Annotated in this window: 25 protein-coding genes and 1 pseudogene; 14 read left to right on the forward strand and 12 right to left on the reverse strand. The window is 71.2% G+C overall.

The features are described 5' to 3' along the window. From G3I65_RS31060 to G3I65_RS31105, 10 genes and pseudogenes are all read right to left on the reverse strand, one after another. Window positions 1-824 (reverse strand): annotated as a pseudogene (locus G3I65_RS31060) (cation acetate symporter); the annotation flags it as partial. Beyond that, window positions 824-1,171: a hypothetical protein gene (locus G3I65_RS31065; RefSeq protein ID WP_160699251.1), complete on the reverse strand. Its 348-nt coding sequence runs from the start codon at window positions 1,169-1,171 to the stop codon at window positions 824-826. The gene G3I65_RS31065 and the pseudogene G3I65_RS31060, both read right to left, overlap by 1 nt. 328 nt (window positions 1,172-1,499) lie before the next feature. Then, on the reverse strand, window positions 1,500-2,255 hold the full coding sequence (locus G3I65_RS31070; protein ID WP_160699252.1) for a LytTR family DNA-binding domain-containing protein: 756 nt from the start codon (window positions 2,253-2,255) through the stop codon (window positions 1,500-1,502). Next, window positions 2,252-3,304: a sensor histidine kinase gene (locus G3I65_RS31075; RefSeq protein ID WP_166640794.1), complete on the reverse strand. Its 1,053-nt coding sequence runs from the start codon at window positions 3,302-3,304 to the stop codon at window positions 2,252-2,254. The genes G3I65_RS31070 and G3I65_RS31075 overlap by 4 nt, the downstream gene beginning before the upstream one ends. A gap of 45 nt (window positions 3,305-3,349) precedes the next feature. Continuing rightward, a complete protein-coding gene (locus G3I65_RS31080) occupies window positions 3,350-4,063 on the reverse strand; it encodes a hypothetical protein (RefSeq protein ID WP_160699253.1) in 714 nt (237 codons plus the stop codon). 200 nt (window positions 4,064-4,263) lie between these two features. Further along, window positions 4,264-5,247, reverse strand: coding sequence for an ABC transporter substrate-binding protein (locus tag G3I65_RS31085; RefSeq protein ID WP_160699254.1), 984 nt, complete (start codon window positions 5,245-5,247; stop codon window positions 4,264-4,266). 31 nt (window positions 5,248-5,278) lie between these two features. Next, complete coding sequence (locus tag G3I65_RS31090) at window positions 5,279-6,322, reverse strand: ABC transporter permease (protein ID WP_160699255.1); 1,044 nt, start codon at window positions 6,320-6,322, stop codon at window positions 5,279-5,281. Beyond that, window positions 6,319-7,083, reverse strand: a complete 765-nt coding sequence (locus tag G3I65_RS31095; RefSeq protein WP_160699256.1) for an ATP-binding cassette domain-containing protein — start codon at window positions 7,081-7,083, stop codon at window positions 6,319-6,321. Before G3I65_RS31095 ends, G3I65_RS31090 begins: the two co-directional genes overlap by 4 nt. Continuing rightward, window positions 7,080-8,117, reverse strand: coding sequence for a class I mannose-6-phosphate isomerase (locus G3I65_RS31100; protein WP_160699257.1), 1,038 nt, complete (start codon window positions 8,115-8,117; stop codon window positions 7,080-7,082). Before G3I65_RS31100 ends, G3I65_RS31095 begins: the two co-directional genes overlap by 4 nt. Next, the gene (locus G3I65_RS31105; RefSeq protein ID WP_160699258.1) at window positions 8,114-9,097 is read right to left on the reverse strand and encodes a LacI family DNA-binding transcriptional regulator; all 984 of its coding nucleotides are present in this window, start codon (window positions 9,095-9,097) and stop codon (window positions 8,114-8,116) included. Before G3I65_RS31105 ends, G3I65_RS31100 begins: the two co-directional genes overlap by 4 nt. A gap of 292 nt (window positions 9,098-9,389) precedes the next feature. Between G3I65_RS31105 and G3I65_RS31110 the strand changes: the two genes are divergently transcribed. The 12 genes from G3I65_RS31110 to G3I65_RS31165 all read left to right on the forward strand — a co-directional run bounded on the left by G3I65_RS31110 (window position 9,390) and on the right by G3I65_RS31165 (window position 22,586). Beyond that, window positions 9,390-12,614, forward strand: coding sequence for a GH92 family glycosyl hydrolase (locus G3I65_RS31110; RefSeq protein WP_160699259.1), 3,225 nt, complete (start codon window positions 9,390-9,392; stop codon window positions 12,612-12,614). Between the two features lie 166 nt (window positions 12,615-12,780). Further along, window positions 12,781-13,200 carry a hypothetical protein gene (locus tag G3I65_RS31115; RefSeq protein ID WP_203612561.1) on the forward strand — a complete coding sequence of 140 codons (420 nt, stop codon included), beginning with the start codon at window positions 12,781-12,783 and terminating at the stop codon, window positions 13,198-13,200. A 32-nt stretch (window positions 13,201-13,232) separates the two neighbouring features. Next, a complete protein-coding gene (locus tag G3I65_RS31120; RefSeq protein WP_160699260.1) occupies window positions 13,233-13,817 on the forward strand; it encodes a phage tail protein in 585 nt (194 codons plus the stop codon). 23 nt (window positions 13,818-13,840) lie between these two features. Then, window positions 13,841-14,149, forward strand: a complete 309-nt coding sequence (locus G3I65_RS31125; RefSeq protein WP_125306258.1) for a hypothetical protein — start codon at window positions 13,841-13,843, stop codon at window positions 14,147-14,149. A 47-nt stretch (window positions 14,150-14,196) separates the two neighbouring features. Continuing rightward, window positions 14,197-14,517, forward strand: coding sequence for a hypothetical protein (locus G3I65_RS31130; protein WP_309235824.1), 321 nt, complete (start codon window positions 14,197-14,199; stop codon window positions 14,515-14,517). Between the two features lie 4 nt (window positions 14,518-14,521). Continuing rightward, window positions 14,522-16,153 (forward strand): hypothetical protein, encoded by a 1,632-nt coding sequence (locus tag G3I65_RS31135; protein ID WP_160699261.1) that lies wholly within the window; start codon window positions 14,522-14,524, stop codon window positions 16,151-16,153. Further along, window positions 16,135-17,004 carry a phage tail domain-containing protein gene (locus tag G3I65_RS31140; RefSeq protein ID WP_160699262.1) on the forward strand — a complete coding sequence of 290 codons (870 nt, stop codon included), beginning with the start codon at window positions 16,135-16,137 and terminating at the stop codon, window positions 17,002-17,004. The genes G3I65_RS31135 and G3I65_RS31140 overlap by 19 nt, the downstream gene beginning before the upstream one ends. A gap of 22 nt (window positions 17,005-17,026) precedes the next feature. Continuing rightward, the gene (locus G3I65_RS31145) at window positions 17,027-17,971 is read left to right on the forward strand and encodes a hypothetical protein (protein WP_160699263.1); all 945 of its coding nucleotides are present in this window, start codon (window positions 17,027-17,029) and stop codon (window positions 17,969-17,971) included. 9 nt (window positions 17,972-17,980) lie between these two features. Next, a complete protein-coding gene (locus G3I65_RS31150; protein ID WP_160699264.1) occupies window positions 17,981-19,093 on the forward strand; it encodes a hypothetical protein in 1,113 nt (370 codons plus the stop codon). Continuing rightward, complete coding sequence (locus G3I65_RS31155; protein ID WP_160699265.1) at window positions 19,090-19,518, forward strand: hypothetical protein; 429 nt, start codon at window positions 19,090-19,092, stop codon at window positions 19,516-19,518. Before G3I65_RS31150 ends, G3I65_RS31155 begins: the two co-directional genes overlap by 4 nt. Window positions 19,519-19,594: 76 nt before the next feature. Continuing rightward, a complete protein-coding gene (locus G3I65_RS31160; RefSeq protein WP_160699266.1) occupies window positions 19,595-22,006 on the forward strand; it encodes a GH92 family glycosyl hydrolase in 2,412 nt (803 codons plus the stop codon). A 214-nt stretch (window positions 22,007-22,220) separates the two neighbouring features. Then, complete coding sequence (locus G3I65_RS31165) at window positions 22,221-22,586, forward strand: DUF3817 domain-containing protein (RefSeq protein ID WP_160699267.1); 366 nt, start codon at window positions 22,221-22,223, stop codon at window positions 22,584-22,586. Window positions 22,587-22,634: 48 nt separating this feature from the next. Here G3I65_RS31165 and G3I65_RS31170 read toward each other — a convergent pair whose 3' ends face one another. After that, window positions 22,635-23,135 (reverse strand): MarR family winged helix-turn-helix transcriptional regulator, encoded by a 501-nt coding sequence (locus G3I65_RS31170; RefSeq protein ID WP_125306267.1) that lies wholly within the window; start codon window positions 23,133-23,135, stop codon window positions 22,635-22,637. Between the two features lie 78 nt (window positions 23,136-23,213). Between G3I65_RS31170 and G3I65_RS31175 the strand changes: the two genes are divergently transcribed. Then, window positions 23,214-23,516: a thiamine-binding protein gene (locus G3I65_RS31175; RefSeq protein ID WP_160699268.1), complete on the forward strand. Its 303-nt coding sequence runs from the start codon at window positions 23,214-23,216 to the stop codon at window positions 23,514-23,516. A gap of 42 nt (window positions 23,517-23,558) precedes the next feature. Here G3I65_RS31175 and G3I65_RS31180 read toward each other — a convergent pair whose 3' ends face one another. Then, window positions 23,559-24,020, reverse strand: a complete 462-nt coding sequence (locus tag G3I65_RS31180) for a hypothetical protein (protein WP_309235825.1) — start codon at window positions 24,018-24,020, stop codon at window positions 23,559-23,561. A gap of 40 nt (window positions 24,021-24,060) precedes the next feature. On the opposite strand from G3I65_RS31180, the gene G3I65_RS31185 reads away from it, so the two are divergent. Further along, window positions 24,061-25,035, forward strand: coding sequence for a tetratricopeptide repeat protein (locus tag G3I65_RS31185; RefSeq protein ID WP_160699269.1), 975 nt, complete (start codon window positions 24,061-24,063; stop codon window positions 25,033-25,035). Window positions 25,036-25,079 lie beyond the last annotated feature (44 nt).

Raw genomic sequence — 25,079 nt, forward strand, 5'->3', positions numbered from 1 at the left:
GGGGCGCCGCCGCGGACGGCCGGGACCGCCGCGCCCGCGCCGAACACGACCTCGTCCTGGCTGTGCGCGGTGAATTCGCCCGGCGGCAGGGTTTCGGGGACGCCGTTGCGCCGCACGGTGGTCGGCTCGCGGATCTCCATGGTGACGTCGACTTCGAAGCGCACCGGTGTTTCGCGGGCGAAGTGGGTGAACTCGACGGGGTTGAGCGCGTCGGTCCGGTTGACCGCGCCCGCCTGGAGGACGAGCCAGATCGCCGGGACGAGGAACAGCAGCAGCTTGAGGACGAACTGGAACGCCTGGACGTACGTCGCCGCGCGCATCCCGCCGAGCGCGAGCGTGACGCTGACCGCGGCGCCGGCGAGGACGACCCCGACCCAGTACGGCGTCTGGCCGACGGCGGTGAGCACCAGCCCGGCGGTGCGGAACTGCGGGACGACGTAGATGGTGCCGATCACCAGGACCACGACGGCGGTGAGGCGGCGCAGCGCGGGGGAGTTGAGCCGCGCCTCGGCGAAGTCCGGCACGGTCAGCGCGCCCGAGCGCCGCATCGGGGCGGCGACGAGCACGAGCATCGCGATGTAGCCGGCGGTGAAGCCGACCGGGTACCAGAGGGCGCCGATGCCGTCCTTGACGACGAGGCCCGCGACCCCCAGGAACGACGCCGCGCTCAGGTATTCGCCGGAGACGGCGGCCGAGTTGACCAGCGGCGAGATCCGGCGGGACGCGACCAGGAAGTCGGACGTCGTGCGCATCGCGGCGACCCCACGCACGCCGATGAGGAGCGTCACGAGCACGACGGGGGCGACGGCGAGCGCGATGCCCACTAGTCGTCCTCGATGCGCTCGGCGCGGCGCAGCTGCCAGCGGGCGAGCAGCGCCATCGCCGGGTAGGGGAGGACGGCGAGCATCAGCCAGGAGACGGGGATTCCCAGCAGCCGCACGGTGTCGAGGCCCGGGAAGAGCGCGAAGACGCCGGGGAGGCCGAGCAGGAGCGCGAACATCAGGACCAGCGCGGGGATGCCGCGGCGGCGTTGCGCGGTGTAGAGGGCGGTGGCGCGCTGGGTGTCGGAGACGGGGAGGCGGGTCTGGCGCCAGCGGTGCCGCGAACGGCGGCGGGCGTGGGCGAGGCGGGTTTGCGGGCTGGTGACGGCGACCCGGCGGATCTTGCTCATCGCGGGCCCGGCCGGAGTCGGGTGATGGGGCGACCCGGGCTGAGCCTGGTGGCTGCGGGCCATGGCCGGCGCTGGGTGCTCGGGCGCGGCTGTGGCTGGAGCCGGGCGGCTGCGGGCCGCGGCTTGAGCTGGGTGCTTGGGCGGAACCGGGCGGTGGTTGCAGGCCGCGGCCGGTGCTGGGTTCCAGGGTGTGCGCCAGGGCGGAGCCGGATGGTCGCGAGCCGCGGCTTGTGCTGGGTGCTTGGGCGAACCGGGGCGGTGGCTGCGGGCCGTGGCCGGCGTTGGGTGCTTGCGCGTGGCCCGGGGCGAAGCCGGGTGGCTGGGCGGCTCATCGCGGGCCCGGCCCGAGTTGCCCTCGCTGGGCCGCCTCCAGCAGACGGTCCCGGAGATCCCGTGCGTGCCGCCGGCTCACCGGTACGTCGCCGGCCTCCGTGTGGGCCAGCAGGCCGCCCGCGCTGTCGCTTCGCAGCTCCAGCACCGCTCCCACCGCGAGCAGGAACCCGCGGTGGACCCGGCTGAACCCTGTTCCCTCCCAATACTCCTCGAGCCGCGAAATCGGCATCCGCACCAGGTGCACGCCACCGCGCGTGTGCAGCCGGACGTAGTCGCCGTGGGCCTCCACGAACAGCACGTCGTCGCGGCGGACGTAGCGGGTTCGGCCGCCGGACTCGACCGGGAGCGCGGCCATCGCGTCCGGTGTCGAGCGCGACGCCGGCGTCGCCATCCGCAGGACCTTCGCCAGCGCTGCCGAAAGGCGTTCCGCCCGGACCGGCTTCAGGAGGTAGTCCACCGCGCCGATGCCGTACGCCGTCACCGCGTGGCCGTCGTGGGCCGTGACGAACACGATCACCGGGGGCTCGTTCAGCCGGGCCAGCAGCGACGCCAGTTCGAGGCCGTCGAGGCCCGGCATCGAGATGTCGAGGAACACCGCGTCGAACCTGTCCGCCTGAAGCAGCTTCAACGCCTTCAGCGCGTCGCCCGCTCCGACGACTTCGCCGACTTCGGGGGCTTCGCCCAGCATGCGGCACAACTCGTCCAGCGCGGGCGGCAAGTCGTCGACGGCGAGTACGCGCAGCGGAGTCACGGCAGCACCCCCGGCTGGAACCGCGGCACCCGCACGATCACGCGGGTGCCGGCGCCGACCTCGGTCTCCACCGTCAAGCCGTACCAAGCGCCGTAGACGTCCCGCAGCCGGCGGTCCACATTGGCCAGGCCGAGGCCGGCCGGGTCGTCGTCGCCGGTGCGGCCGGCCAGGATGTCCGCCGCGCGCTTCGGGTCCATGCCGACGCCGTCGTCCTCGACGAAGATCACGCAGTCGTTCCCTTCCGCCTGGCCGTGCACCTGGACCAGCCCGGTGCCCGACCGCGGCTCGATGCCGTGCCGGATCGCGTTCTCCACCAACGGTTCCAGCACCAGGTACGGCACGGCGACGGCGAGGACCTCCGGGGCCACCCGCACCTGGACGCGCAGCCGTTCGCCGAGCACCGCCCGCTGCAGCGCCAGGTACGTCTCGATCGCGCGGAACTCCTCGGCCACCACCGTGTACTCGCCGTGGCGGGCCAGGCTGTAACGCGTGTAGTCGGCGAAGTCGAGCATGAGGTCGCGGGCGCGGTCGGGATCCGAGCGCACGAGCGACGCGATGACCGTCAGCGCGTTGTAGACGAAGTGCGGGGACATCTCCGCTCGCAGCGCCCGCAGTTCGGCCTGCGCCGCCTGTTCCGCCGACGCCTCCAGCCGCCCGCGTTCCAGCGCCTGGACGACCAGGTCCGCCGCCTGGGCCGCGACCGCGTCCCGGACGTCGCCGACCACCAGCAGCGCGCCGGCGAGCTCGTCGCGGACGTGCAGCGGGAGCGCCAGGACGTCCGGCGCCGAACCGGGTTCCTCGGTGTGCAGGACGCCGTCGAGCACCGTCGCGACGACCGCGTCCGGCCCGGGCCGTCCCGACCAGAGCAGCGAACCGGACAGGTCGGTGAGGCCGAGGCCGGGGAAGCCGAAGAGCCGGCGCAGGCCGTGCGCGGCGCGGCGCGCGCGGGTGCCGGCGAGGCCGTCGCGCAGGTCGCCGGTGATCCGGCGGGCGGCGGCCAGCACCGGCAGCGGGTCGGCGCGGGACGCCGGGCGCAGGTGCACGGTCATCGGGCCTCCCCTCGGCGGCGGTGTCCAGGGGAACAGATCCTACGGCTATCCGGGTTCCTCGCGATCGGCCAGCACCTGGGCGTGGCGGCGGAACCGGCGCCAGCTCCGGTAGTCGTCGAGCCCGGTGACCTTGGCGGGTTCCGGCAGCCGTACCAGCAGGCTCGCGTCGGCCGGGTAGGGCCGGTCGGGCAGCGAGATCCAGCCCGTCGTGCGGGTCTCCTTCACCGCCACCCGCACCGGCCGGAACGTCGCCGGGTCGAGCCCCTCGCTGTGCCGGACGACCTCCTCGAAGAACCACGCCGACGTGATCAGCCCGAGCACGCCGGGCGACGCCTTGAGCGCCTCCTTCAGCGGCGCCGCGTCCAGAAGCCGGAACGCGTGGTTGATCGCCGGCGCCGTGACGCCGTGGTCGTCGTAGGCCACCTCGCCCGCGTGCAGCGCCATCCGGAGCCGGATCCGGGCGCCGGCGTGGTGGGTCAGGTTGTGCCGGTGCAGCGCCACGGCGAGCGCGTTGGGCAAGAACTCGACGAAGAGTCCTTTCGGGATCTGCGGCGGGGCGAGGACGAAGACGCCGTCGCCGCAGTCCTCGCTCCGGCAGGCCGTCCACGGGACGCCCGCGTCGTCGAACGCCCGGCCGAGCGCGCGGTACAGGCCGTCGCGCAGCGCCAGGCGGTGTGGTGTGGTCCTGCTCCGGTCGCCGTAGCCCTCGACGTCCACGGCGAAGATCGTCCGGTGCACGGCCGATCGTTCGTAGTTCATCGCACCCTCCCTGCGATCATGCATGTGTAGATGCATGTGCAGATGAGTGTGACGGGGGACACCCGTCCGGGGGAACGGGTCGTGCGGTGAGCGGTTGCCTCGCGGCGGTGACCGGCAGTGACTGATCACCAGCGGTGAACCCGCTGGTCAGAGCCCTGCGATGGGCAGCACGCACCGCTCACAGGGCCCTGACGGACGGATCAGCAGGACTGCTTGTAGAAGTACTGGGAGTTGGCTTCCATGTCCGCCTTGGTGATCGAGTGCAGCTGCGCGGTGAGGTTCCGCGTCACCGGCTTGCCCTCGATCGCCGCCACGGCCTGCTGCACGCCCTGGGTGCCGATCGACGCCGGGTCCTGGGCGATCAGGGCCTGGTACTGGCCGTTCTTCAGGCCCTCGACCTCGGACGGGCTGGCGTCGAAGCCGATCAGGTTCACCGCGCCGACCTTGCCCGCGTTGCGGAGACCGGTGGCCGCGCCTTCGCCGGTGTTGAGGTTGGTCGCGAAGACGCCAATGAGGTCCGGGTTGGCGGCCAGCGCCGCGGTCACCTTCGACGCGGCCTGGTCCGGCTCGTTCTGGGTGAACTGGACACCGATGGACTTGAGGTTCGGGGTGTTCTTCAGTTCGTCCTCGAAGCCCTTGGCGCGCGCGGCGGTCGTCGACGTGCCCGCGATCGTGTCGAGGACCAGGACGGAGCCGGGCTTGCCGGCCGCCAGCTTCGCCATCGTCTGCGCGGCGAGCTTGCCGCCCGCGGCGTTGTCGGACGAGATCGACGAGGCGGCCACGGTGGTGTCCTTGAGCGCGGTGTCGACCTCGACGATCTTCGCGCCGCGCGACTTCACCTGCTGGATCGGCCCGAGCATCGCGGTGTCGTCGGTCGGTGCGATGAGCAGCGCGGCCGGCGGGTTCGCGCCGAGCGCGTTGACCAGCTGGGTCTGCAGCGGCGCGTCGAACTTCTGGGGCGCCTGCGTGGTCAGCTCGTAGCCGAGCTTCTTCGCCTCGGCCTCGGCGCCGCACTGCAGTGAGATGTAGAACGGCTCGGCCTGCACACCCGGGACCAGCGCCAGCTTCTTGGAGCCGGCCTGGCTGCCGCCGCCCGAGTCGCCGACCGTGCCGGAGCACGCGGTGAGCAGCGCGACGGCCGAAGCGAGCGCCCCGGCGGCGACGAGCGTCTTGGTCAAGTTCATCGGAAGCACCTCTTTGTACTCGGGGGAGAACTCAGCGGGAGTTGCGTTGCCGGCGCCGTCGCTGGTCGAACCAGACGGCCGCGATCAGCACCGCCCCGACGGCGATCATCTGCCAGAAGTCGGGGACCTGGACGATGTTGAAGCCCTTCTTGAGCACGGCCGGGATGAACACGCCGATCACCGTGCCCAGCACCGTGCCGACGCCGCCGAAGAGGCTCGTCCCGCCCATCACGGTGGCCGCGATGGCGTTGAGGTTGTCGCTGGTGTGCCCGGTGATGGTGGTCGAGTTGTAGTACGCCAGCGAAAGGAACCCGGCCAGCCCGGCCAGGAAACCGGTCAGCGTGTAGATCTTCATCAGGTGCGCGGTGACGCCGATGCCCGCCCGCCGCGCCGCCTCGGCGTTCGAGCCGATGGCGTAGGTGTAGCGGCCGAACTTCGTGGTGTGCAGCAGCCACGCCCCGGCCAGGGTGACCACCACGGCGATCAGCACCAGGTTCGGCACGATGCCGAGCGACGTGCCGGCGCCGAGCTGCTTGTTCAGGATCACCGGGACCGTGCGCACGTCGCTGCCGTTGTTGAGCAGCAGTGCCGCGCCGAGGGCCGCGCCCATCGTGCCGAGCGTGACGATCAGCGGCGGGATGCCCGCCACGGCGATGAGGAAGCCGTTGATCAGGCCCCACACCGTCCCGGCCAGGATGGCGACGACGAGCCCGACGGCGATGACGCCCCAGCCGGCCTGCCCCGCGTTCCCGCCGGACATCGCCTCCATCGTCCGGCCGCCGACCATGCCGGCGAAGATGAGCACCGAGCCCACGGACAGGTCGATGCCGGACGTGATGATCACGAACGTCATGCCGACCGAGAGCACCAGCAGCACGGACGTCTCGATGAACAGCAGCTGGAAGTTGTACAGCGTCGGGAACGCGTCCGGCGCGAGCACGCTGAAGACGATGATCAGCGCCAGCAGCACCAGCGCGATCCAGAACGTGTTGGCGCCGACCAGCCGCTTGCCCAGCGGACGCTTGCCGAAGCCCGCTTCCGGCGTCTCCTGGATGTCCTTCGCGGGCGCGCTCACGCGGCCTCCTCTTGGACGAGCGCGCCGGTCATGGCCGCGACGAGGTCTTCGAGCTTCGTGTCCGCGCCGGTGAACCGGGCGACGCGCTTGCCCAGCCGCAGCACCTCGACGCGGTCGGCCACCGACAGCACCTCGGGCATGTTGTGGCTGATCAGCACGACGGCGATGCCCTTGTCGCGCACCTTTTTGATGACGTCGAGCACGCGCTCGCGCTGCACGACGCCGAGCGCGGCGGTCGGCTCGTCCATGAACACGACCTTCGACGCCCACACGACCGACCGCGCGACCGCGACGCTCTGCCGCTGCCCACCCGACAGCGAGCCGATGGGGACGTCGGTGCTCTGCAGCGTCACGCCGAGGCGCTGGAACTCCTCGATCGCCTGCCGCCGCATCTCGGCCTTGTCGAGCATCCCGAGCTTGCCGAGGATGCCCTTGCGGTGGATTTCGCGGCCCAGGAACAGGTTGGCCGCCGGGTCCAGCTCGGGCGCGACCGCCAGGTCCTGGTACACGGTCTCGATGCCCATCCGCCGCGCCGTGGTCGGCGAGTCGAAGTGGACCTCGGACCCGTCGAGCAGGATCTTCCCCGACGTCGGCTGCTCCGCGCCGGAGAGGCACTTGACCAAAGTGGACTTGCCGGCGCCGTTGTCGCCGATCAGCGCGGTCACTTCGCCCGCGCGGGCCTGGAAGGACGCGCCGCGCAGGGCTTCGACGGAGCCGTAGTGCTTGGTCAGGTCGACCGCTTCCAGGAGGATTTCGCTCATCCGTTCCTCTCTTCCGGGGCCGGCGGGCGGCAGCGGATCGCCGTCACCGTGCCGGACAGCTCGGTCTGGCCGGCGTCGAACGGGACGACGTAGGTGTCGCCCTTCGCCAGCGGGTACTCGCCGCCGTGCTCGGTGCGGAGGGTCCCTTCGCCGTCGAGAACGACCAGGACCGCGAACGACGGGTCGGATGACAACGTTGTCAGCTTGTCGGTGCGCAGCTGTTCGGCTCGGAAGAACCGCTCCGATCCGGCGGCCAGCAGGTCGACCGTGGCCGAAGCGTCGCCTGCGGTGCGCTTGATGATGGTGTCGAGGCGGTCGGCGTCCCACCCCGAGGTGTCCAGCGCCTCGATGGCGGTGTCGAAGCCCAGGCCGAGGTGGCCCTTTTCGGGCGAGGCGAGGAAGTCACGCCACTCGATGGTCAGCGAGAAGTCCGTCGGCTGCTGCAGTTCGACGACGAACACGCCCTCGCCGATCGCGTGCGGCAGGCCCGCCGGGATGTACACGGTGTCGCCGGCGGTGACCGGGACGCTGTTCAGCGCGCCCAGCATCGACGGCACGTCCTGCTCGCGCGTCCACTCGGACACGGTGGCCTTCGGCAGCGTCTCCTTGAACCCGGGGTAGACGCGCGGGTCGTCGCCGTAGGTGCCGACCACGATCCACGCCTCGGTCTTGCCGAAGTGCGAATCGAAGTGCCGCTTCGCGAAGGCGTCGTCCGGGTGGAAGTGCACGGGCAGCCGCTGGCCCGCGTCGAGCAGCTTGACCAGCAGGCCGGTCGACGTCCCGAGCGCCTCGACGTGCTTGGCGCCGAGCCAGCCGTTCGGGTTCGCGAGAACGGCGTCGCGCAGCCAGGCGCCGTCCGGGAGGCGGGTGAGGCCGTTGGTGTCCTGGCCGAACATGGTGCTCACCGACGCGACCCAGTCCTCCGGGCCGAACTTCTTGCCGGACGACGCGCCGCGCAGCGCCGCGATGGCGTCGCCGCCGCGGTAGAACTGCGGCGGCTGGTTGGCCGGGAGGCGGATCGGTTCGAGGGTCACGGGGCGACCTCACCGGAACCACGGGCGACGAGATGCACGGGCAGGACTACCTTTCTGGGCGGGGACTGGTCTCCTTGGACGCGGGCGAAGAGCAGCTCGGCCGCGGCGTGGCCGAGCGCGCTCACGTCGTGCGCGATCACGGTGACCGGCGGGTCGAGCAGGTCCGCCAGCTCGAAGTCGTCGAACCCGACCATCGCCGGCCGGTGCTCGGCGTAGGCCAGCGCGCGCAGCACGTGCACGGCGACCCGGTTGTTGCCCGCGATCACCGCGGTGGCCGCGTCCGGCCCGTGCAGCAGCCGCTTCACCACGTCGCCGATGTACTCCGGCGTCGGCGTGCGCATGGAGACGAGCGACTCGTCGTAGGAGATGCCGTTGCGGACGCAGCCCTCGCGGAACCCGCGCAGGCGCTCGGCCGCGGTGAAGATGTCCGGGCTGTCGCCGAGGAACGCGATCCGCCGGTGACCGTGCTTCGCCAGGTGGGTGACGGCTTCGATGGTGCCGCCGAGGTTGTCGACCAGCACCGTGTCGGCCACGATGTCGCCCGCCGGGCGGTCGATGAACACCACCGGCGTGCCCGCGCGCATCTCCGGCACCAGGTAGCCGTGCTGCAGGCCGGCCGGGACGACGAGGATGCCGTCCACCCGCCGCGCGCAGAACTCGAGGACGAGCTCGCGCTCGCGGTCGGAGTTCTCCTCGGACGAGCCGGTGAGCACCTGGCGCCCGAACGACGTCGCGATGCGCTCGACCGCGCGGTTCAGCTCGGAGTAGAAGGGGTTGCCGACGTCCTCGACGATCAGCCCGATGGTGCCGGTCGTCGACCCGCGGCGCAGGTTGCGCGCGCCCAGGTTGCGCCGGAACCCCAGCTGCTCGATGGCCGCCATGACCCGCTCGGCGGTGTCCGGGTGCACCGCCGGTTCGTCGTTGACCACGCGCGAGACGGTCTTGATGCTGACGCCCGCCAGCCGGGCCACGTCGCTCATCGTGGCTCGCCTGCTCGCGGTGCGCGTGGCGCCGTCCCGGTCCCGGCCGGGTGGAGACAACGTTGTCATAGTGACCGGGATTGAACGCCACGACCCGGTGACTTGTCAACGCCTGCCGCGTGGATTGTGCCGATTCGGCTGGATCACGCTGTCCCGAAGTGGACAGGTCTTGACGAGACCCCTTGACGACCTGGTGAGCCGCTGCCCAAGGTGACCCGGTTCGACCGACTGCGCGACAAGGTTGTCACCACAGGCGTTTCCGGTCGCGCTGACGAGGTGAAAGGCGATGGCCATGGCGCGATTGCGCTTGAGAGCCGGTTTGACCTTTTTGACACTGGCGGTGACGGCAGCGGTGGCTCCCGCTGTCCCCGCCGCGGCGGCCACGACGACCGATTTCGCGAAGTGGGTCAACCCCTTCGTCGGCACCCGCCCCGGCGGCGCCGACCACGGCACCGGCGGCGGTGCCGGCAACACGTTCCCGGGCGCGGTCGCGCCGTTCGGCATGGTCCAGTGGAGCCCGGACACGGTGAAGTCCCAGCCGGGCGGCTACTTCTACGACGACAACGCCCTCACGGGGTTCAGCCTCACGCACCTTTCCGGCGCCGGCTGTTCGACCTATGAGGACATCCCGTTCATCCCTTATGTCGGCGAGGTGACGACTTCCCCGGCGACCGACCCGTCCCACTACACGTCGAAGTTCTCGCACACCAACGAACACGCGACGGCGGGCGCCTACGACGTCACCCTCGACAGCGGCGCGAAGGTCGAGCTGAGCGCGACGCAGCGCACCGGCTCCGCGCGGCTGACCTACCCGGCGGGCGCGTCCTCGACGCTGCTGGTCAACACCTCCGGCTCGGTCAACGGCACCGACGACGCGTCGATCAGCATCGGCAAGGACACCATCAGCGGCTGGGCCACGAGCGGCCGCTTCTGCGGCGCGCAGAACAGCTACCGCGTCTACTTCTCGGCCAAGTTCGACACGCCGTTCGCGTCCATCGGCACCTGGAAGAACGGCGCCGTGACGCCCAACAAGGCTGCGGAAACCGGTGGCGCCCAAGCGAAGGTCGCACAGCCCAACGGCGTGAACGCGTCGATCGCGCGGACCACCACCGCCAAGCAGCAGGACACCACCGTGTCCGGCCCGGGCAGCGGCGGGTACGTCACCTTCGCCAACCTCAACGGCGCCCAGGTGAACGTCCAGGTCGGACTGTCCTTTGTGTCCGTCGACGGCGCGAAGGCCAACCTGAAGGCGGAGAACACCGGCAAGTCCTTCGACACCGTCGCGGCGGGCGCGCGCAACGCGTGGAACGCGCAGCTCGGCAAGATCGCCGTCACCGGCGGCTCCGACGCCGACCTGACGACGTTCTACACCTCGCTGTACCACTCGCTGATCCAGCCGAACGTGTTCTCCGACGTCAACGGGCAGTACATCGGCTTCGACGGCCGGATCCACACGGCCGACAAGGGCCACGCGATGTACACGAACTTCTCCGGCTGGGACATCTACCGCTCGGAGATCCCGCTGCTGGCGACGATCGCGCCGCACGAGACGTCCGACATCGTCCGGTCGATGATGGCCTACGCCGAGCAGGGCGGCTCGTGGGACCGCTGGACGGTGGCCAACGACTACACCGGCGTGATGAACGGCGACCCGTACCACATCATCGTTTCCAGCGCCTATGCGTTCGGGGCGCGGGACTTCGACGCCCAGAAGGCGTTGCTGCTCATGATCAAGGGCGCCACCCAGCCGACGCAGGGCTACACCGAGCGGCCGGGCTTCGAGGACTACCAGAAGCTCGGGTACGTGCCGGGCGCCGGCGCGGACACCCTCGAATACACCAGCGCCGACTTCTCCATCGCCCAGTTCGCGAAGCGGCTCGGCGACAGCGCGACGTACACGACGTTCATGAAGCGCGCGCAGAACTGGCAGAACCTCTACAACCCCGGTACCGGGCACCTGCAGCCGCGCAACGCGGACGGCTCGTTCTCCGGCACCTACGACCCCGCCAGCTCGCAGGGCTGGGTCGAGGGCAACGGCGCGCAGTACGAGTGGATGGTGCCCTACGACCTCGGCGGCGTCGTGACGGCGTTCGGCGGCGACACCGCGACGCAGTCCCGTTTGGACACTTTCTTCACCCAGCTGAACGCGGGCACGCAGGAGCCGTACGCCTTCATGGGCAACGAGCCGAACTCCAACGCGCCGTACGTGTATTCGTACGCGGGGGCCCCGGCCAAGACCCAGGGGATCGTGCACCGCTCGATGGACGAGCTGTACAACCCGCGTCCCGAAGGCCTGATCGGCAACGACGACCTCGGCCAGATGTCGGCCTGGTACGTCTGGTCCGCGCTCGGCGTCTACCCGGAGATCCCGGGCCGCGCCGAGACGCTGCTCGTCACCCCGCGCTTCGAGCACGCGGTGCTCACCACCGGCGCGGGCAAGAAGGTCACGATCAACGCGCCGGGCGCCGGCGACTACGTGGGCAGCCTCAAGGTCAACGGCGGCGCGGCCGCGAAGGCGTGGCTGCCGGAAGCGCTGATCTCCAGCGGCGGCACGCTCGACTACACGCGGTCCGCCACCGCGACCTCGTGGGGCAGCGCGACGGCCGACGCGCCGCCGTCCTTCCGCGAGCAGGAGAAGCCGAGCCTGTCCTTTGTGGACCCGGCCCGCGCGGTGACACCCGCGGGGTCGACGTCCAAGGCGTCCGTGGGTGTCCAGGACCTTTCGGGGGTCGCCCGGACCTGGACCTACAGCGCGGGCAGCGTCGACGGGATCACGCTGACCCCGGCGACGGGCAGCATCGCGGTGCCCGCCGCGGGCAAGGCCCAGGCGGAGCTGACGGTCAGCGTCCCGGCGGCCCTGGCCGACGGTGCTCGCCGCATCCCGGTGACGTTCTCCGCGCCGGGAGTCGCTTCCTCGCAAGCGGTCCTGACGGTGCTGGTGGCCCAGCCGAACAGCTGGCTGGCCACGGTGAACAACGCCGGCATCTCCCCGGACGCCAACTCGGGCGCGGCCAACTTCGACGGCGGCGGCTGGAGCTACTCGGCCGACGCCCTCGCGGCGGCAGGTGCGGCTCCGGGCAGCACGGTCACCAGTGACGGCATCAAGTTCACCTGGCCGTCGTTCCCGGCGGGCGACCCGGACAACGTGGTCGCCGGCGGCCAGACGGTGAACGTCACCGGCTCCGGACGGCTCGCGCTGCTCGGCTCGGCGTCCAACGGCAACGCCTCCGGCACGCTGACGGTGACCTACACCGACGGCAGCAAGTCCACCGCCACCATCGGGTTCTCCGACTGGACCCTCGGCGGCGGCGGAGCGCAACCGGCGTTCGGCAACCGGATCGTGCTCTCGACGCCGTACCGCAACGCTTCGGGCGGCGACCCGCAGCAGATCCGCACGATGGTGTTCGGCACCAACCCGATCACCCTCGACGCGGGCAAGACGGTGGCGAGCGTGACGCTGCCGGACAACGTCAGCGGTGGCGCGCTGCACGTGTTCGCCATCGGCATCGGCGCGTAGCCCGCGAAAAGTGACGGCCCCCTCCCCGCGCGGGGAGGGGGCCGTTCCGCTGCCCGTGGCATGGCCGGATCCGGCCAGTGTCTTCCCCCGTTCGGCCGCTTGCGGGCGATCAGCTCTGCGTTACCTTGGTCACACCCCAAGGGGAGTGGGGAGGTGGGGGGAAATCGTGCCGATCGCCCAGGAACCACTGGTGTTCCCGGATGTCGAGCAGGCCGTCGCGGACTTCGTGCGCGCGCGGCCGGAGCTGTCCGGTGTGCCGGTGGGAACAGCGGTGCCGCCGGGTTTCGACGGGACGCAGCGCGCCGTGGTGCTCACCCGGCTCGGCGGCGTCTACCTCGACGACGACCGGCTCGACAACGCCGAAGTGCGGCTGGATTCCTACGGACCGGACAAGACCGCCGCGCACGCGGTCGCGCTGGCCGTGCGCGGTGTCCTGCCGCTGCTGAACGCGTCCGGCGGCACCGTGTTCCCCGACGTCACCGAGCTCCAGGGGCCGTGCTTCGTGCTCGACCGGAGGCATTCCGACGCGAACCGGTACGTCATGCGGTACCGGTTCGTCGCGCAAGTCGTATCCAGACCGGCCTGAACCGGGCCGGCGGCGCAGTGGGAGGGCTGCTCATGCCAGGACTGAACGCCAGTGAGATCCGGGTGGCGGGGACCGGGGCCATCTACGTGGCGCCGGCGCACACCGCCGCACCGGCCGACTTCACCAAGCCGTGGGCGGCGCCGTGGGTCGACCTCGGCTACACCAGCGCCGACGGCGTCAAGTTCGTCAAGAAGGACAAGCTGGACCCGGTGGACACGTGGCAGTCGGTGGCCGCGATCCGCTACGTCTTCAGCGACCGCGACTTCTCCGCGAAGTTCTCGCTGCTGCAGATCAACAGCGACACCCTGCAGTTCTTCTTCAGCGCGCCCGCCGGGACGAACGGCGTCTACAACATCGCCGCCGCGCCCCGGGTCGACGAACGCGCGCTCGGCATCGAGTTCAGCGACGGCCCGAACGTCAAGCACCGGTTCTACATCCCGCGCGGCGTCGTCACCGAGACCGACGAAACCGCGATCACCCGGACGTCGGCGATCAAGCTCGGCGTCACCTTCACCGCCATGACACCGATCAACAGCACGTCCGAGCCGCTCGCGCAGTGGTCGATCAACCCGGCCGCCGGCGCCGTCGCCGCCGAAGCCGAAGAACAGCCCGCGTGAGCGGGCGAGGGGGAACGCACGAAATGGCGAAGTACAACGTCAACGCCGTCCGCGCGCAGCGCCTGGAAGCGCTGGGGGAGCGCTGGGAGTTCGAGCTGGACGGCGACACCTTCAGCCTGCCGACCGAGCTGCCCCGGGAAGCGGTGGCGCAGTTGTCCGGCCTCGATCCGTCCGATTTGGACGGTCTGCTCGAGGTGCTGCTCGGCGCCGAGCAGTTCGAGCGGCTCGGCAGGCACGCGCTGAGCGTGCAGGACGTCCAGGCGCTGCTGGAGGCCTACGGCCGGGACACCGGTATGGCGCTGGGGGAATCCTCGGCCTCGACGCGCTCCTGAGCGAGCACGGCGAGGCCGTCGAAGCCGACCTGCTCCGGTTCTACCGGGTGGACCTGCTCGACTACTACCGCGGCAAGCTGACGCCGAGGCGGCTGCGGGTGCTGATCCGGCACCTGCCCCGCGAGTCGGCGCTGGTCCGCGCCCTGCACGGCGAAGCGGCCGAGTGGGGCCTGACCGAGCACCTGCTCGCGGGCGCGGTCGACGAGCTCGCGGTGGGCAACTGGCTGTTCGTCGCCGCCAACTCCGCCGAGGGCGCCGACCAGCCGGACCGCCCGCGCCCGGTCCCGCGCCCGGGGCTGGAGCAGGAACCCGACACCGCGGCGACCACCGACGAGATCGCCGCGTTCTTCGGCACCCCAGGGAGGTGAGTTCGTGACGCAGCCGACGTCGGCCATCACCAACGCGGCGCAGGCCCAGGTGACGGCGCTGATCGACGGCATCCGCGAGTCGATCACGAGCGCCGTCTCCGACGCGGCGACGAAGCTGACCGAAGGGTTCACCGAGCACGTCAACAAGGAACTCGGCGAGATGACCGCCAAGTTCAAGGAGACGCACCCGGCCGTAACCGCCGCGGTCACCGACGTGGTGGGCTTCGCCGACGCGATCAACACCGCCTCGACCGCCGTGCAGGACACCGTCGGGCAGGTCAAGGACGCCGCGGCCGCGATGAAGGAGCTGCCGGGCGCCATCAGGGACCTGCGCACCGGGCTGCGGGAAAGCGCGGCCGAGGTGCGGCGGCTCGGCTCGGACCTGAAGTCCATGGTGAAGAACGCCCCGGGCGCGATCCGCGACCTCGGGACGTCGTTGCGCGGCGCGCTCACCCAGGGGCTGAACACCGCCCGCCAGGCCGCGACGAGCGCCGGGCAGGCGATCGGCCGGTTCGCCGCACAGGCCCGGAGCACGGCACTGGCCGCCGCGGGCGCCGTGCGGAACCTGGCGCAGCTCGCCGTCGCCTACGCGAAAACCGCGGTGCAGGCGGTGATCGCGACCGCGCGGACGGTGGCGATGGCCGTCGCGCAACGCGTCGTCGCCGTCGCGACCCGGCTCTGGTCCATCGCACAGGGACTGCTCAACGTCGTGATGCGGCTGAATCCCATCGGCCTGATCATCACCGCGATCACGCTGCTCGTGGCGGCGGTCGTGCTGGCCTACAACCGCAGCACGACGTTCCGGAACATCGTCAACGCCGTGTTCACCGCGGTGAAGAACGTCGTGCTCGGGGCGGTGAACGCGATCCGCGGCGTCGTCGCGGTGGTGTGGCCGTACATCTCGAAGGTCATCCAGGTCGCGGTCACGGTGATCCGCACCTACGTCACCACCTACTTCAGCATCGTCCGGACCGTGGTGACGGCGGTGTTCAACGCGGTCAAGGCGGTGGTCACCGGCGCGATCCACACGGTCGTCGCGACGATCCGCGGCGTCGGCCAGGTGGTCGGCATCGTGCGGAACGCCTTCGACCAGGCCAAATCCGCGGTGAGCAACGCGATCTCCGGGGTCGTCTCGTTCGTGCGCGGGCTGCCCGGCCGGGTCGTCTCCGCGCTCGGCAACATCGGGAAAACGCTCTACGGTGCCGGGAAGTCGCTGATCGAAGGGTTCATCGGCGGGATCCGAGACATGGCGGGCAACATCCTCTCGGCGATCAAGAACTTCATCGTCGACAAGATCCCCGGCCCGATCAAGAGCGTGCTCAAGATCTTCTCGCCGTCGCAGGTGATGGCCGACATCGGCCGCAACATCGGGGCCGGGCTGACGGTCGGCATCGAGGCGAGCGGCGACCAGGTCTCCGGCGCGATGACCCGGCTGGTGCCGCTGCCGGGCTCGTCGACGATCCGGCCGGCGGTGGCGAACCTGACGAAGACGGTCGCGGCCTCCGCCGTGGGACCGGTGGCCCGCTCCGCGCCGGGTGGCTCGGTGACGGTCAACGTGCACCCGCGGGCGGGCCAGTCCGAATACGAGATCGGCCGCGTCGCGGCCCGGGAGGTGGCATGGGCGGCGAAACGCTGAGTGCCGTGTCGCTCGCGCTTCCGGTGTACGAACTGGACGGCTGGGCGGGCAACACGGTGGACGCCGACGGCGTCGAGTGGTGGGTGACCAAGGAGGACGGCTGGTCGACCGGGCCCGGCGTGCGGCTCGAACTGTCCGACCGGCCGCAGCGGGACGGCGCCTTCGACGCGCCGTCGTTCCGCTCGGCGCGGGTGATCACCTTGGAGGGCACCGCCGTCGCGCCCGACGAAGACGCCCACGAGCGGGCGAAGGACCGGATCGCCGCCGTGCTCGCCGACGGTTCGGCGCCGGCGGAGTTCGTCGTGCGGGAGCGCACCGTGACGCGCCGCGCGCTGGTCCGGCTCTCGGCGGGCACGAAGGTCTCCGACACGACACCGGTGAGCTTCGACTGGTCCCTGCAGTTCACCGCGCCCGATCCGCTGCGCTACGGCGAAGACGTCCACGAGCTGTCGTGCGGGCTGCCGGAACCGGGGCAGGGCATCACTTTCCCGCTCCGCTTCCCGCTGGTGTTCGGGCAGGCGCAGGGCGGCACGCTGGCGCTGGTGAACGCCGGCACGGCGACGACGCGTCCGGTGTGGACGATCACCGGGCCGTGCACGCAGCCGGTGATCCGCAACGATTCGACCGGCGAGCGGCTCGCGTTTTCGCTGAGCCTCGCCGAAGGGGACGTGCTGACCGTCGACACGGCCGCGCGGACGGTGTTCCTCGGCACGGCCTCCCGGCGTTCGGTGCTGCAACCGCGGTCGAGCTGGTTCGGGCTCCCGCCGGGCGGCACGGCGATCGGGTTCGAGGCTTTCGACGACGGCGAAGCGGGCACGCTGACCGTCCGCTGGCGCGACGCGTGGATCTGAAGAGCGAGAAGGGGAGCTGGCGATGGCGGAACGGCACGCGGGGTGGGTCGACGGCGTCGACTCGGCCGAAGCGCGGTTGATCACCGGGGCACTGGTGCAGGCGGACGCGACCGGCGACGCGCTCGACCCGCTGCGGGCGCGCCCCGGGATCCGGGACGCGCCGGGCACGCCCGGGTCGGTCGCGATCGCGTCGAACAAGCTGCGGGTCAACCCGTTCCAGGCCGTGCTCGCCGACCGGGCCCGGCCGGGCGACGGTCCCTACATCGTCACGCTGGACGCGGTGAAGGAACTGCCCTTCGGCGCGGCGCACGCGTCACTGTCCAGAGTGGACCTCGTGGTCGCCGAGATCGTCAGCGGCGCCTTCGCGGTCAACGTCTACGTGGGGGAGAACGCCGCCAACCCGGTCCGGCCGACGCCTGCCGGGTCCCCGGTGCTCGTGCTGGCCGAGGTCCAGGTGCCGCCGGCGGGCACCGCGCCCACGGTCGTCGACCGCCGCCAGTTCACCTCCGCCCTCAGCGGGATCCTGCCGGTGCGGGGCGAAACCGACCTCCCGCCCGTCGCGACCACGCACAGCAGCCAGTTCGTCTACCGCCTCGACACCGGCGTGCTGCTGTGCAAGCGCGGCGGCGCGTGGGTGCCCTACCGCCCGCCGCGCGGGGACACCTGGCGCACCCCGTCGCTGCAGAACAGCTGGGTCAACTACGGCAGCGGGTTCACCACCGCCGCCTACACGCTGATGGACGATGGCTGGGTGCGGCTGCGCGGCCTGGTCAAGAGCGGCGTCTTCGACAAGCCGATCTTCACGCTGCCGGTCGGCTACCGGCCGGTCGCGCACTGGCTGCTCGGCGTCTCCACCAACCCGGACGCGCACGGCCGCGTGGACATCCTGCCGACCGGTGAGGTGATGGCGACCACGGGCAACGCCGGCTGGCTCTCCCTCGACGGCCTCACGTTCTCCACCTACTAGGCGCCGCACGTGGCCACGTCGTACACCTACCTGATCGCGGACCTGCGCACCGGCGCGATCCTCGACGAACTCCCGCTGGCCGGCGTGCAGTTCGACAAGAAGCTCAACGACACCGGCACGCTGCGCGGGCGGCTGCGGGTCGACGACCCGGAGATCCGGATCCGCGAACCGCGGCTGCTCGCCGAACCGGGCCGCACCGCGCTCTACGTCGACCGCGACGGCGACCTGGTGTGGGGCGGCATCGTCTGGACCAGCCGGTACAGCGCGGCCGGCGGCGTGCTGGAGCTGACCGCCGCGGACTTCGCGTCCTACTTCGACCACCGGCTGGTCCTCGACCCCACCGACCTGACCCGGCCGGTGTCGTTCACCGCCACCGACCAGCTCGCGATCGTGCGGGGCCTGCTGGACCTCGCGCAGGCGGCCGACGGCGGTGACCTCGGGGTGGCGGTGACCGGCACGGCGAGCTCCGGCGTCCTGCGCACGGTGAGCTACGCGTCGGCGGACCTGAAGTCGGTCGCGGAGGTCCTGCGGGACCTGGCCAACACCGACACCGGCTTCGACTTCGCCTTCGACGTCCGCTACGACGAGAGCGGGCAGCCGGAACGCCTGCTGCGGCTGGGCTACCCGCGCCTGGGCCTGCCGGGCGGGGAACGCGCGTACGTCTGGGAGTACGGCGCGAACCTCGTCGACTTCGTCTGGCCGAGCGATGCTGCGAGCATGGCGACCCGGGTGCTCGGGATGGGTAGCGCCGGCGCCGGCGGGGTCCCGGTGGTGCGGTCGGACCCGGGCGCGACGGCGGGTGGCTGGCCGCTGCTGGAAGCCGCGGCCGCGGCGGTGGACACCACCGACGCCGCGATGCTCGCCGCGCACGTCGCCGGGGAGCTGGCCGCGCGGCGGCGGCCGGTCGTGCTGCCGGAGCTGACCGTGCGCGCCGATCTCGACCCGGTCGTCGGGACGTACTCGGTCGGCGACGACGCGCGGATCGTCGTCGACGACCCGTTCTTCGCCGGGGACCAGCTCGACGTCACCGTCCGGCTGCTCGGGCTGTCGGTCACCCCCGGCGACGACGGCGGGCAGGAAGAGGTCGTGTTGACCGTCGAGCCGTTCTTGGAGCCGTCGTGAGCCGCGTCAACCACCCGGACACCCTCGTCACGCTGCTGCGGGAGATCCAGCGGCGCCTGCGCGTGCTCGAAGGCACCCGCCACACGGCCGCGGCGTTCGCGGCGGCGGCCGCCCCGGCCCCGGTGCTGGCCTTCCAACCGGCCCGCCCCCAGGACTGGCCCGGCACGACCGCGACGGACTGGACCCCGCTCGTCCGGCTGCTCACCCGGCCCGGCGCGTTCGTGGTCGTCCTCGAAGCCGTGGCCGACAGCGGGGGCGAGGTGCGGGTGGTCGTCGACGGCGAAGTCACGGAGACCGTCGCGGTCACCGGCGACGTCGGCCGCCACGAAATCGCCGTCACCGCGAACGCCGAGCTGGTGGTGGCGGCCCGGCGGACCGGCGCGACCGGATCGGTGCGGGTGACGGCGTTCGCGCTCGCCGGCTGAACGCTGTCCGGAACGAGACAGGTATTCACCGCCCTCTTGACCGGTTCGTCGGGCGTTGCCGAAGGTGTCGGTGGGGATGACATCGTTGGCAGGAGGCTCAGTGAAGAGCAAGGTCCTGGCGGGCGCACTGGCGCTCGCCGTGGTGGCGACGGGGGTGAGTCCCGTCGTCGCTTCGGCTGCCGGGGGCGACACCCTGGACGCCGTCAACACGTTCATCGGCACACAGGACGAGGGCAACACCTTCCCGGGTGCCTCGGCGCCGTTCGGGATGACGCAGGTCAGCCCGATCACCTCGCACTACGCCGGCTACCGGTACACCGACACGGCCATCCGCGGGTTCGGGCACTTCTTCCTGTCCGGCGCGGGCTGCTGGGAGCAGGGCGGCCTGGTCTCGACGCTGCCCACGACCGGCGAAGTGGGCCCCGGCAAGGCGTTCGACACGACCCAGCCGTCCACTTTCGACCAGAAGCGGTACGCGGCGCCGTTCACCCACGACGGCGAGGTCGGCAAGCCGGGCTACTACAAGGTCCACCTCACCGGCTACGGCGGCGTCGACGTCGAGACGACCGCGGCGACCCGCGCGGGTGCCGAGCGGTACACGTTCACGAAACCGGGCGACGCCAACGTCTTCGTCAACGTCGGCCAAGCCAACGACAAGGAACCGGTGACCGGCAGCAGCATCCGCGTCGTCGACGACCGGACCGTCGAAGGAACCGTGGAGTCGCAGGCGTTCTGCGGCGGCAAGGCCTACACGACGTACTTCACGACGAAGTTCGACAAGCCGTTCAAGTCCTCGGGCACCTGGTCGCCGACCGGGGGCACGCCGGGCTCGCGTTCCTCCGAAGGGGGCGCCGGCCTGCGCGGCGCGTGGCTGACGTTCGACGGCGGCGGCCAGGTCACCGCGACCACGGCGATCTCCCAGGTGGACGCGCAGGGCGCGCGGGTCAACCTGGCGGCCGAGCGGATCCGGTCGTTCGACGCGGCCAAGGACGCGGTCCAGCGCGCCTGGCGCCAGGAGTTGTCCACAGTGGACATCAAGGGCGGCACGACCGACGACCGCACGGTGTTCTACACCTCGCTCTACCACGCGCTCCTGCAGCCGCTGACCGCGAACGACGCCGACGGCCGCTACTACGGCTTCGACAAGAAGATCCACCGCGCGGTCGGCTGGACGTACTACGACTTCTTCTCGCTGTGGGACACCTACCGCTCGCAGAACCAGCTCCTGGCGCTTCTGCGACCCAGCCGCGCGAAGGACATCGCGAAGAGCATCCTCGCCATCCACGACCAGGGCGGCTGGCTGCCGAGGTGGGCGTACGCGAGCCAGGAGACGAACACGATGACCGGCGACCCGGTCACGCCGTTCCTGGTCGACCTCTGGCGCTTCGGCGCGCTGTCGGGCGAGGAAGCGCACGCGTACCAGGCGCTCCTGCAGAACTCGCGGGAGATCCCGCCCGCGTCGTCGCCCTTCCAGGGCCGCTCGGGCAACGCCAGCTACCAGGCCGACGGGTTCGTCCAGTACGACCCGGACTTCCCGAAGAAGGGACAGGACACCGACCCGAACCACGGCGCGTCGGCCACCCTGGAGTACGCGCTCGGTGACTGTTCGCTGTCGGTCATGGCCGCCGCGCTCGGCAAGAAGGACGACGCCGCCGCGCTGAAGGCGAAGGGCCGGACCTACCGGACGCTGTGGGATTCCACCCAGGCCGATCGGGGCTTCACCGGCTTCTTCCGGCCGAAGGTCCTCGGCGGCGCGTGGTTCTCGCCCGCCGACAAGCCGTACAGCCCGCAGAGCCAGGACGGCTTCCACGAGGGCACGGCCTGGCAGTACCAGTGGCTGGTCCAGCAGGACGTCCCCGGCCTCGTGCAGCGCATGGGCGGGGCGGCGAACGCCGGCAAGCGCCTCGACGACTTCTTCGCCTACGACGAGCTGCTGAAGAACCCGGCGACGGCGGTCCGCGAGAACTGGGTCGTCGGCCCGTACGACTACTACGACCAGTTCCGCTACAACCCGAACAACGAACCCGACCTGCACTCGCCGTGGATGTACGCGCTCACCGGGCAGCCGGCGAAGACGTCGACGGTCGTGCGGGCCGCGCACACGCTGTTCACCAACGCGCCCAACGGCGTCACCGGGAACGACGACCTCGGCACCATGTCGGCCTGGTACGTCTTCAGCGCGCTCGGGCTCTATCCCGCCGTCCCAGGGACTGGGAACTTCGTGCTCAACGCGCCACGGTTCGAGAAGTCCGTGCTGCACCTGGAGAACGGGCGCGACATCACGATCAACGCGCTCGGCGCCGACGGCTCGAAGCTGCAGTACGTTTCGGGCCTGAAGGTCGGTTCGATGCCGAGTGACAAGGTGTACGTCGGCGTCGACCAGCTCAAGCGCGGAACGACGCTGGACTTCTCCCTGACTGCTGATGTTGCCAAGGCGACGTGGGGCACTTCGCCGTCCTCGGCACCGGTTTCCCCATGTTCTGACTAGATAGCGGCGCGCACGGACGTGGTCCCGACCACAGTGGACCACGTTCGTGAGCATCGTCACGGGACCCGGTGTTCCGGTGAGGGCCGTCACGCCTCACACTGGTATCAGCACGTCCGACAGCGCCGTTGACGTCCACAGGCAGTCCGCCGTGGACGGTGCGTCGGGCGTTTTCTGTGTCTAGAACCAACGTGGTGAGACCCCACAGGAGGAAGAAGTGTCCAGCAAGGCCGCTCTAGTTTTCCGCGTGGCCGCAGTAGCCGAAGCCCTTTCCTGGGCGGCTCTGCTTGTCGGGATGTTCCTCAAGTACGTCGTCCACTCCTCCGGCGAAGGCGGCGTGCCCGTCATCGGCATGGTGCACGGCGTGATCTTCGTCCTCTACGTGGTCGTCTCCCTGTCCGTGGCGAAGCCGCTCGGCTGGCGCCCGAAGACGCTGGTCCTCGCCCTGCTCGCGAGCATCCCGCCGCTGTTCACGTGGCTGTTCGAGAAGTGGGCGCTGCGCAACGGCAAGCTCGACGGCCCGCAGCGGCTGTCCCACGGCGGTGTCGGCCTGTTCCAGGTGCAGGAACCCGTCACCGTCTGATCCCACGACGTGAGAAAGGCCCGCGCCATCCGGTGCGGGCCTTTCTTGTCATTCGGTGAAGTCGCCGGCCGCCCGGCGCACCTTCGTCAGCAGGTCGGTCAGCTGCTCGGTCTGCCGCTCGGTGAGCCCGGACAGTCCGAAGTCGATGGTCGTCACGGCCTCGGTCGCGGTCTCGCGGCGCTTGCGGCCCTCGTCGGTGATCTCGACGAGCGTCGTGCGCCGGTCGGTCGGGTGCGGGACGCGCTTGACGAGCCCGTCCTTCTCCAGCCGGTCGACTATGTTGGTGACACTGGTGGGGTGCAGCTGGAGCCGCTCGCCCATCACCCGCATCGGCAGGCTGGCGCTGCGGGCGAAGGTGAGCAGCACCAGTGCTTCGTACCGGGCGAAGGTCAGGCCGTGCGGCTTGAGCGCGCCGTCCACCGCGGACTGGATGATCTGCTGGACCCGCATCACCCCGGTCACCGCGGCCATGGTTCCGGAGGGCCCGATCCGGTCCTCCCAGAGCGCGGCCGCGCGGGCGATCGGGTCGAACGGCAGCGGACGGTTCATGACACGCGAAGTTACCAGCGGGTACCGGCGCGTGTCCTGCGACCGGCGGAAAGAGCACCGAAGAAGGGACTTCCGACCATGATCGTCGCGTTCAGCGTGAGCCCGTCCGGCGGGGAGCCCGACGGCGGAGTCAGCGAAGCCGTGGCCCGCGCCGTCAAGGTGGTCCGCGACTCCGGGCTGCCCAACTCGACCAACGCGATGTTCACGAACATCGAGGGCGAGTGGGACGAGGTGATGGCCGTCGTGAAGCGCGCGGTCGAGGCCGCGGGCGAGGGCTCGGCCCGCGTCGGCCTCGTCCTGAAGGCCGACATCCGGCCGGGCTTCGAGGGCCAGCTGGAGGCCAAGGTGGAACGCGTGGAAGCCCGCCTGCGCGACTCGTGAGTGTTCAGTCGGGTTAGAACCCGACCAAACACTCACGACCGGCTACGGCAGCGGCGGGGTGAAGGCGACCGTCCAGCGGCCGTCTTCGCTCGTCACCGTCAGCGGGTAGCTGAACGGCTGCCCGTCTCCGAGCGTGCCCGTCACCGTGGCGCGCGAGGGCGCGGCGGCGTCCGGCCCGAGCGCCACCCGGACGTCGTGGACGCCGTGGTCGGTCAGCACCGCGACGTAGTCCTTCGCGAAGTCGGCGCCGCCGGAGCCGGGGTAGTCGAGGAGGCCGGCGAAGGCGTCGGCGTCGTGCCCGGAAAGCGCGGTGGCCAGGCGATCGCCCAGCTCGGCGGGCGACGCCGCGCCCGGGTCCGGCTCGTGCACGATGAGCAGCGTCACCGCGCCGATCCACGTGGCGGCGGCGGCGATGGACAGCCCCACCTTCACGTCACGCCGGATGTGCACGCGGCCGAGCCTGCCCCAGCGGCGCCGTCCTGCCAAGCGGACCGGCCGGGGCACCCGGTGAAACTCCGCCGGCGCGCGTGCCAGGATGGAGGGCGTGACACAGCCACGCGGATCTGCAGCGAAGTCAGCGGCCTTGTCCGCCGCCCTGTCCGGCGCGGTCGACCTGTCCGCGCTCAAGGCGCGCGCCGATGCGGCGCAGCGGCAGCCGGCCCCGCAGGCCGGCCCGTCCGGCGGCGACGGGCCGCCCCCGCCCGTCTCGACCGACGCCGTGATCGATGTCACCGAGGCCACCTTCCAGACCGACGTCGTCGAACGGTCGCTGCGCCAGCTGGTGGTCGTCGACCTGTGGGCCGAGTGGTGCGGCCCGTGCAAGCAGCTGTCCCCGGTGCTGGAGCGGCTGGCCGCCGAGTCCGGCGGCGCGTGGGTCGTGGCGAAGGTCGACGTCGACGCCAACCCGAGGATCGCGCAGCTGTTCGGCGCGCAGTCCATCCCGACCATCGTCGCCATCGCCGGCGGCCAGCCGGTCGACGCGTTCTCCGGCGCGCTGCCCGAGCCGGAGATCCGCAAGTGGATCAACGCGCTCCTGGACGCCCTGCGCGACAAGCTGCCGTCGATCGCCGAGGCGGAGGCCAACGGCGGCGGCCCGGCCGAGGAGCCCGAAGACCCCCGCTTCACCGAGGCGGAAGAGGCCTTCGAGCGCGGCGACTTCGCCGCGGCCCAGGCGGCCTACGAGCGCATCCTCGACGTCGAACCGGCCAACGAGCTGGCGAAGAACGCGCTGGCCCAGGTCAAGTTCACCGCCCGCGCGGAGAACGCGGACCCGTCGGCGCGCGAGCGGGCGGACGCGGACCCGTCGGACCTCGCGGCCCAGCTCGACGCGGCCGACCTGGAGATCGCGGCGAACGACGTCGAGGCGGGCTTCAAGCGCCTGATCGACGCGGTCCGCCGCACGGCGGGGGAGGACCGCAACAAGGTCCGCGAGCACCTGGTCGCGCTGTTCGACCTCTTCGACCCGGCCGACGACCGGGTGATGAAGGCCCGCCGAGACCTGGCTTCCGCCCTCTTCTGAGCCGAATGCCGTGAAGGCCTCCTTACCGGCACTTATGACCGGTA

The sequence above is a fragment of the Amycolatopsis sp. SID8362 genome (assembly GCF_010550475.1).
Lineage (GTDB): Bacteria > Actinomycetota > Actinomycetes > Mycobacteriales > Pseudonocardiaceae > Amycolatopsis > Amycolatopsis eburnea.

Coding starts and splice junctions, on each gene's coding strand:
- G3I65_RS31065 (WP_160699251.1), bottom strand. CDS start 1,171: ATGAGCAAGATCCGCCGGGTCGCCGTCACCAGCCCGCAAACCCGCCTC.
- G3I65_RS31075 (WP_166640794.1), bottom strand. CDS start 3,304: ATGACCGTGCACCTGCGCCCGGCGTCCCGCGCCGACCCGCTGCCGGTG.
- G3I65_RS31080 (WP_160699253.1), bottom strand. CDS start 4,063: ATGAACTACGAACGATCGGCCGTGCACCGGACGATCTTCGCCGTGGAC.
- G3I65_RS31085 (WP_160699254.1), bottom strand. CDS start 5,247: ATGAACTTGACCAAGACGCTCGTCGCCGCCGGGGCGCTCGCTTCGGCC.
- G3I65_RS31095 (WP_160699256.1), bottom strand. CDS start 7,083: ATGAGCGAAATCCTCCTGGAAGCGGTCGACCTGACCAAGCACTACGGC.
- G3I65_RS31105 (WP_160699258.1), bottom strand. CDS start 9,097: ATGAGCGACGTGGCCCGGCTGGCGGGCGTCAGCATCAAGACCGTCTCG.
- G3I65_RS31110 (WP_160699259.1), top strand. CDS start 9,390: ATGGCGCGATTGCGCTTGAGAGCCGGTTTGACCTTTTTGACACTGGCG.
- G3I65_RS31120 (WP_160699260.1), top strand. CDS start 13,233: ATGCCAGGACTGAACGCCAGTGAGATCCGGGTGGCGGGGACCGGGGCC.
- G3I65_RS31125 (WP_125306258.1), top strand. CDS start 13,841: ATGGCGAAGTACAACGTCAACGCCGTCCGCGCGCAGCGCCTGGAAGCG.
- G3I65_RS31140 (WP_160699262.1), top strand. CDS start 16,135: ATGGGCGGCGAAACGCTGAGTGCCGTGTCGCTCGCGCTTCCGGTGTAC.
- G3I65_RS31145 (WP_160699263.1), top strand. CDS start 17,027: ATGGCGGAACGGCACGCGGGGTGGGTCGACGGCGTCGACTCGGCCGAA.
- G3I65_RS31160 (WP_160699266.1), top strand. CDS start 19,595: ATGACATCGTTGGCAGGAGGCTCAGTGAAGAGCAAGGTCCTGGCGGGC.
- G3I65_RS31170 (WP_125306267.1), bottom strand. CDS start 23,135: ATGAACCGTCCGCTGCCGTTCGACCCGATCGCCCGCGCGGCCGCGCTC.
- G3I65_RS31175 (WP_160699268.1), top strand. CDS start 23,214: ATGATCGTCGCGTTCAGCGTGAGCCCGTCCGGCGGGGAGCCCGACGGC.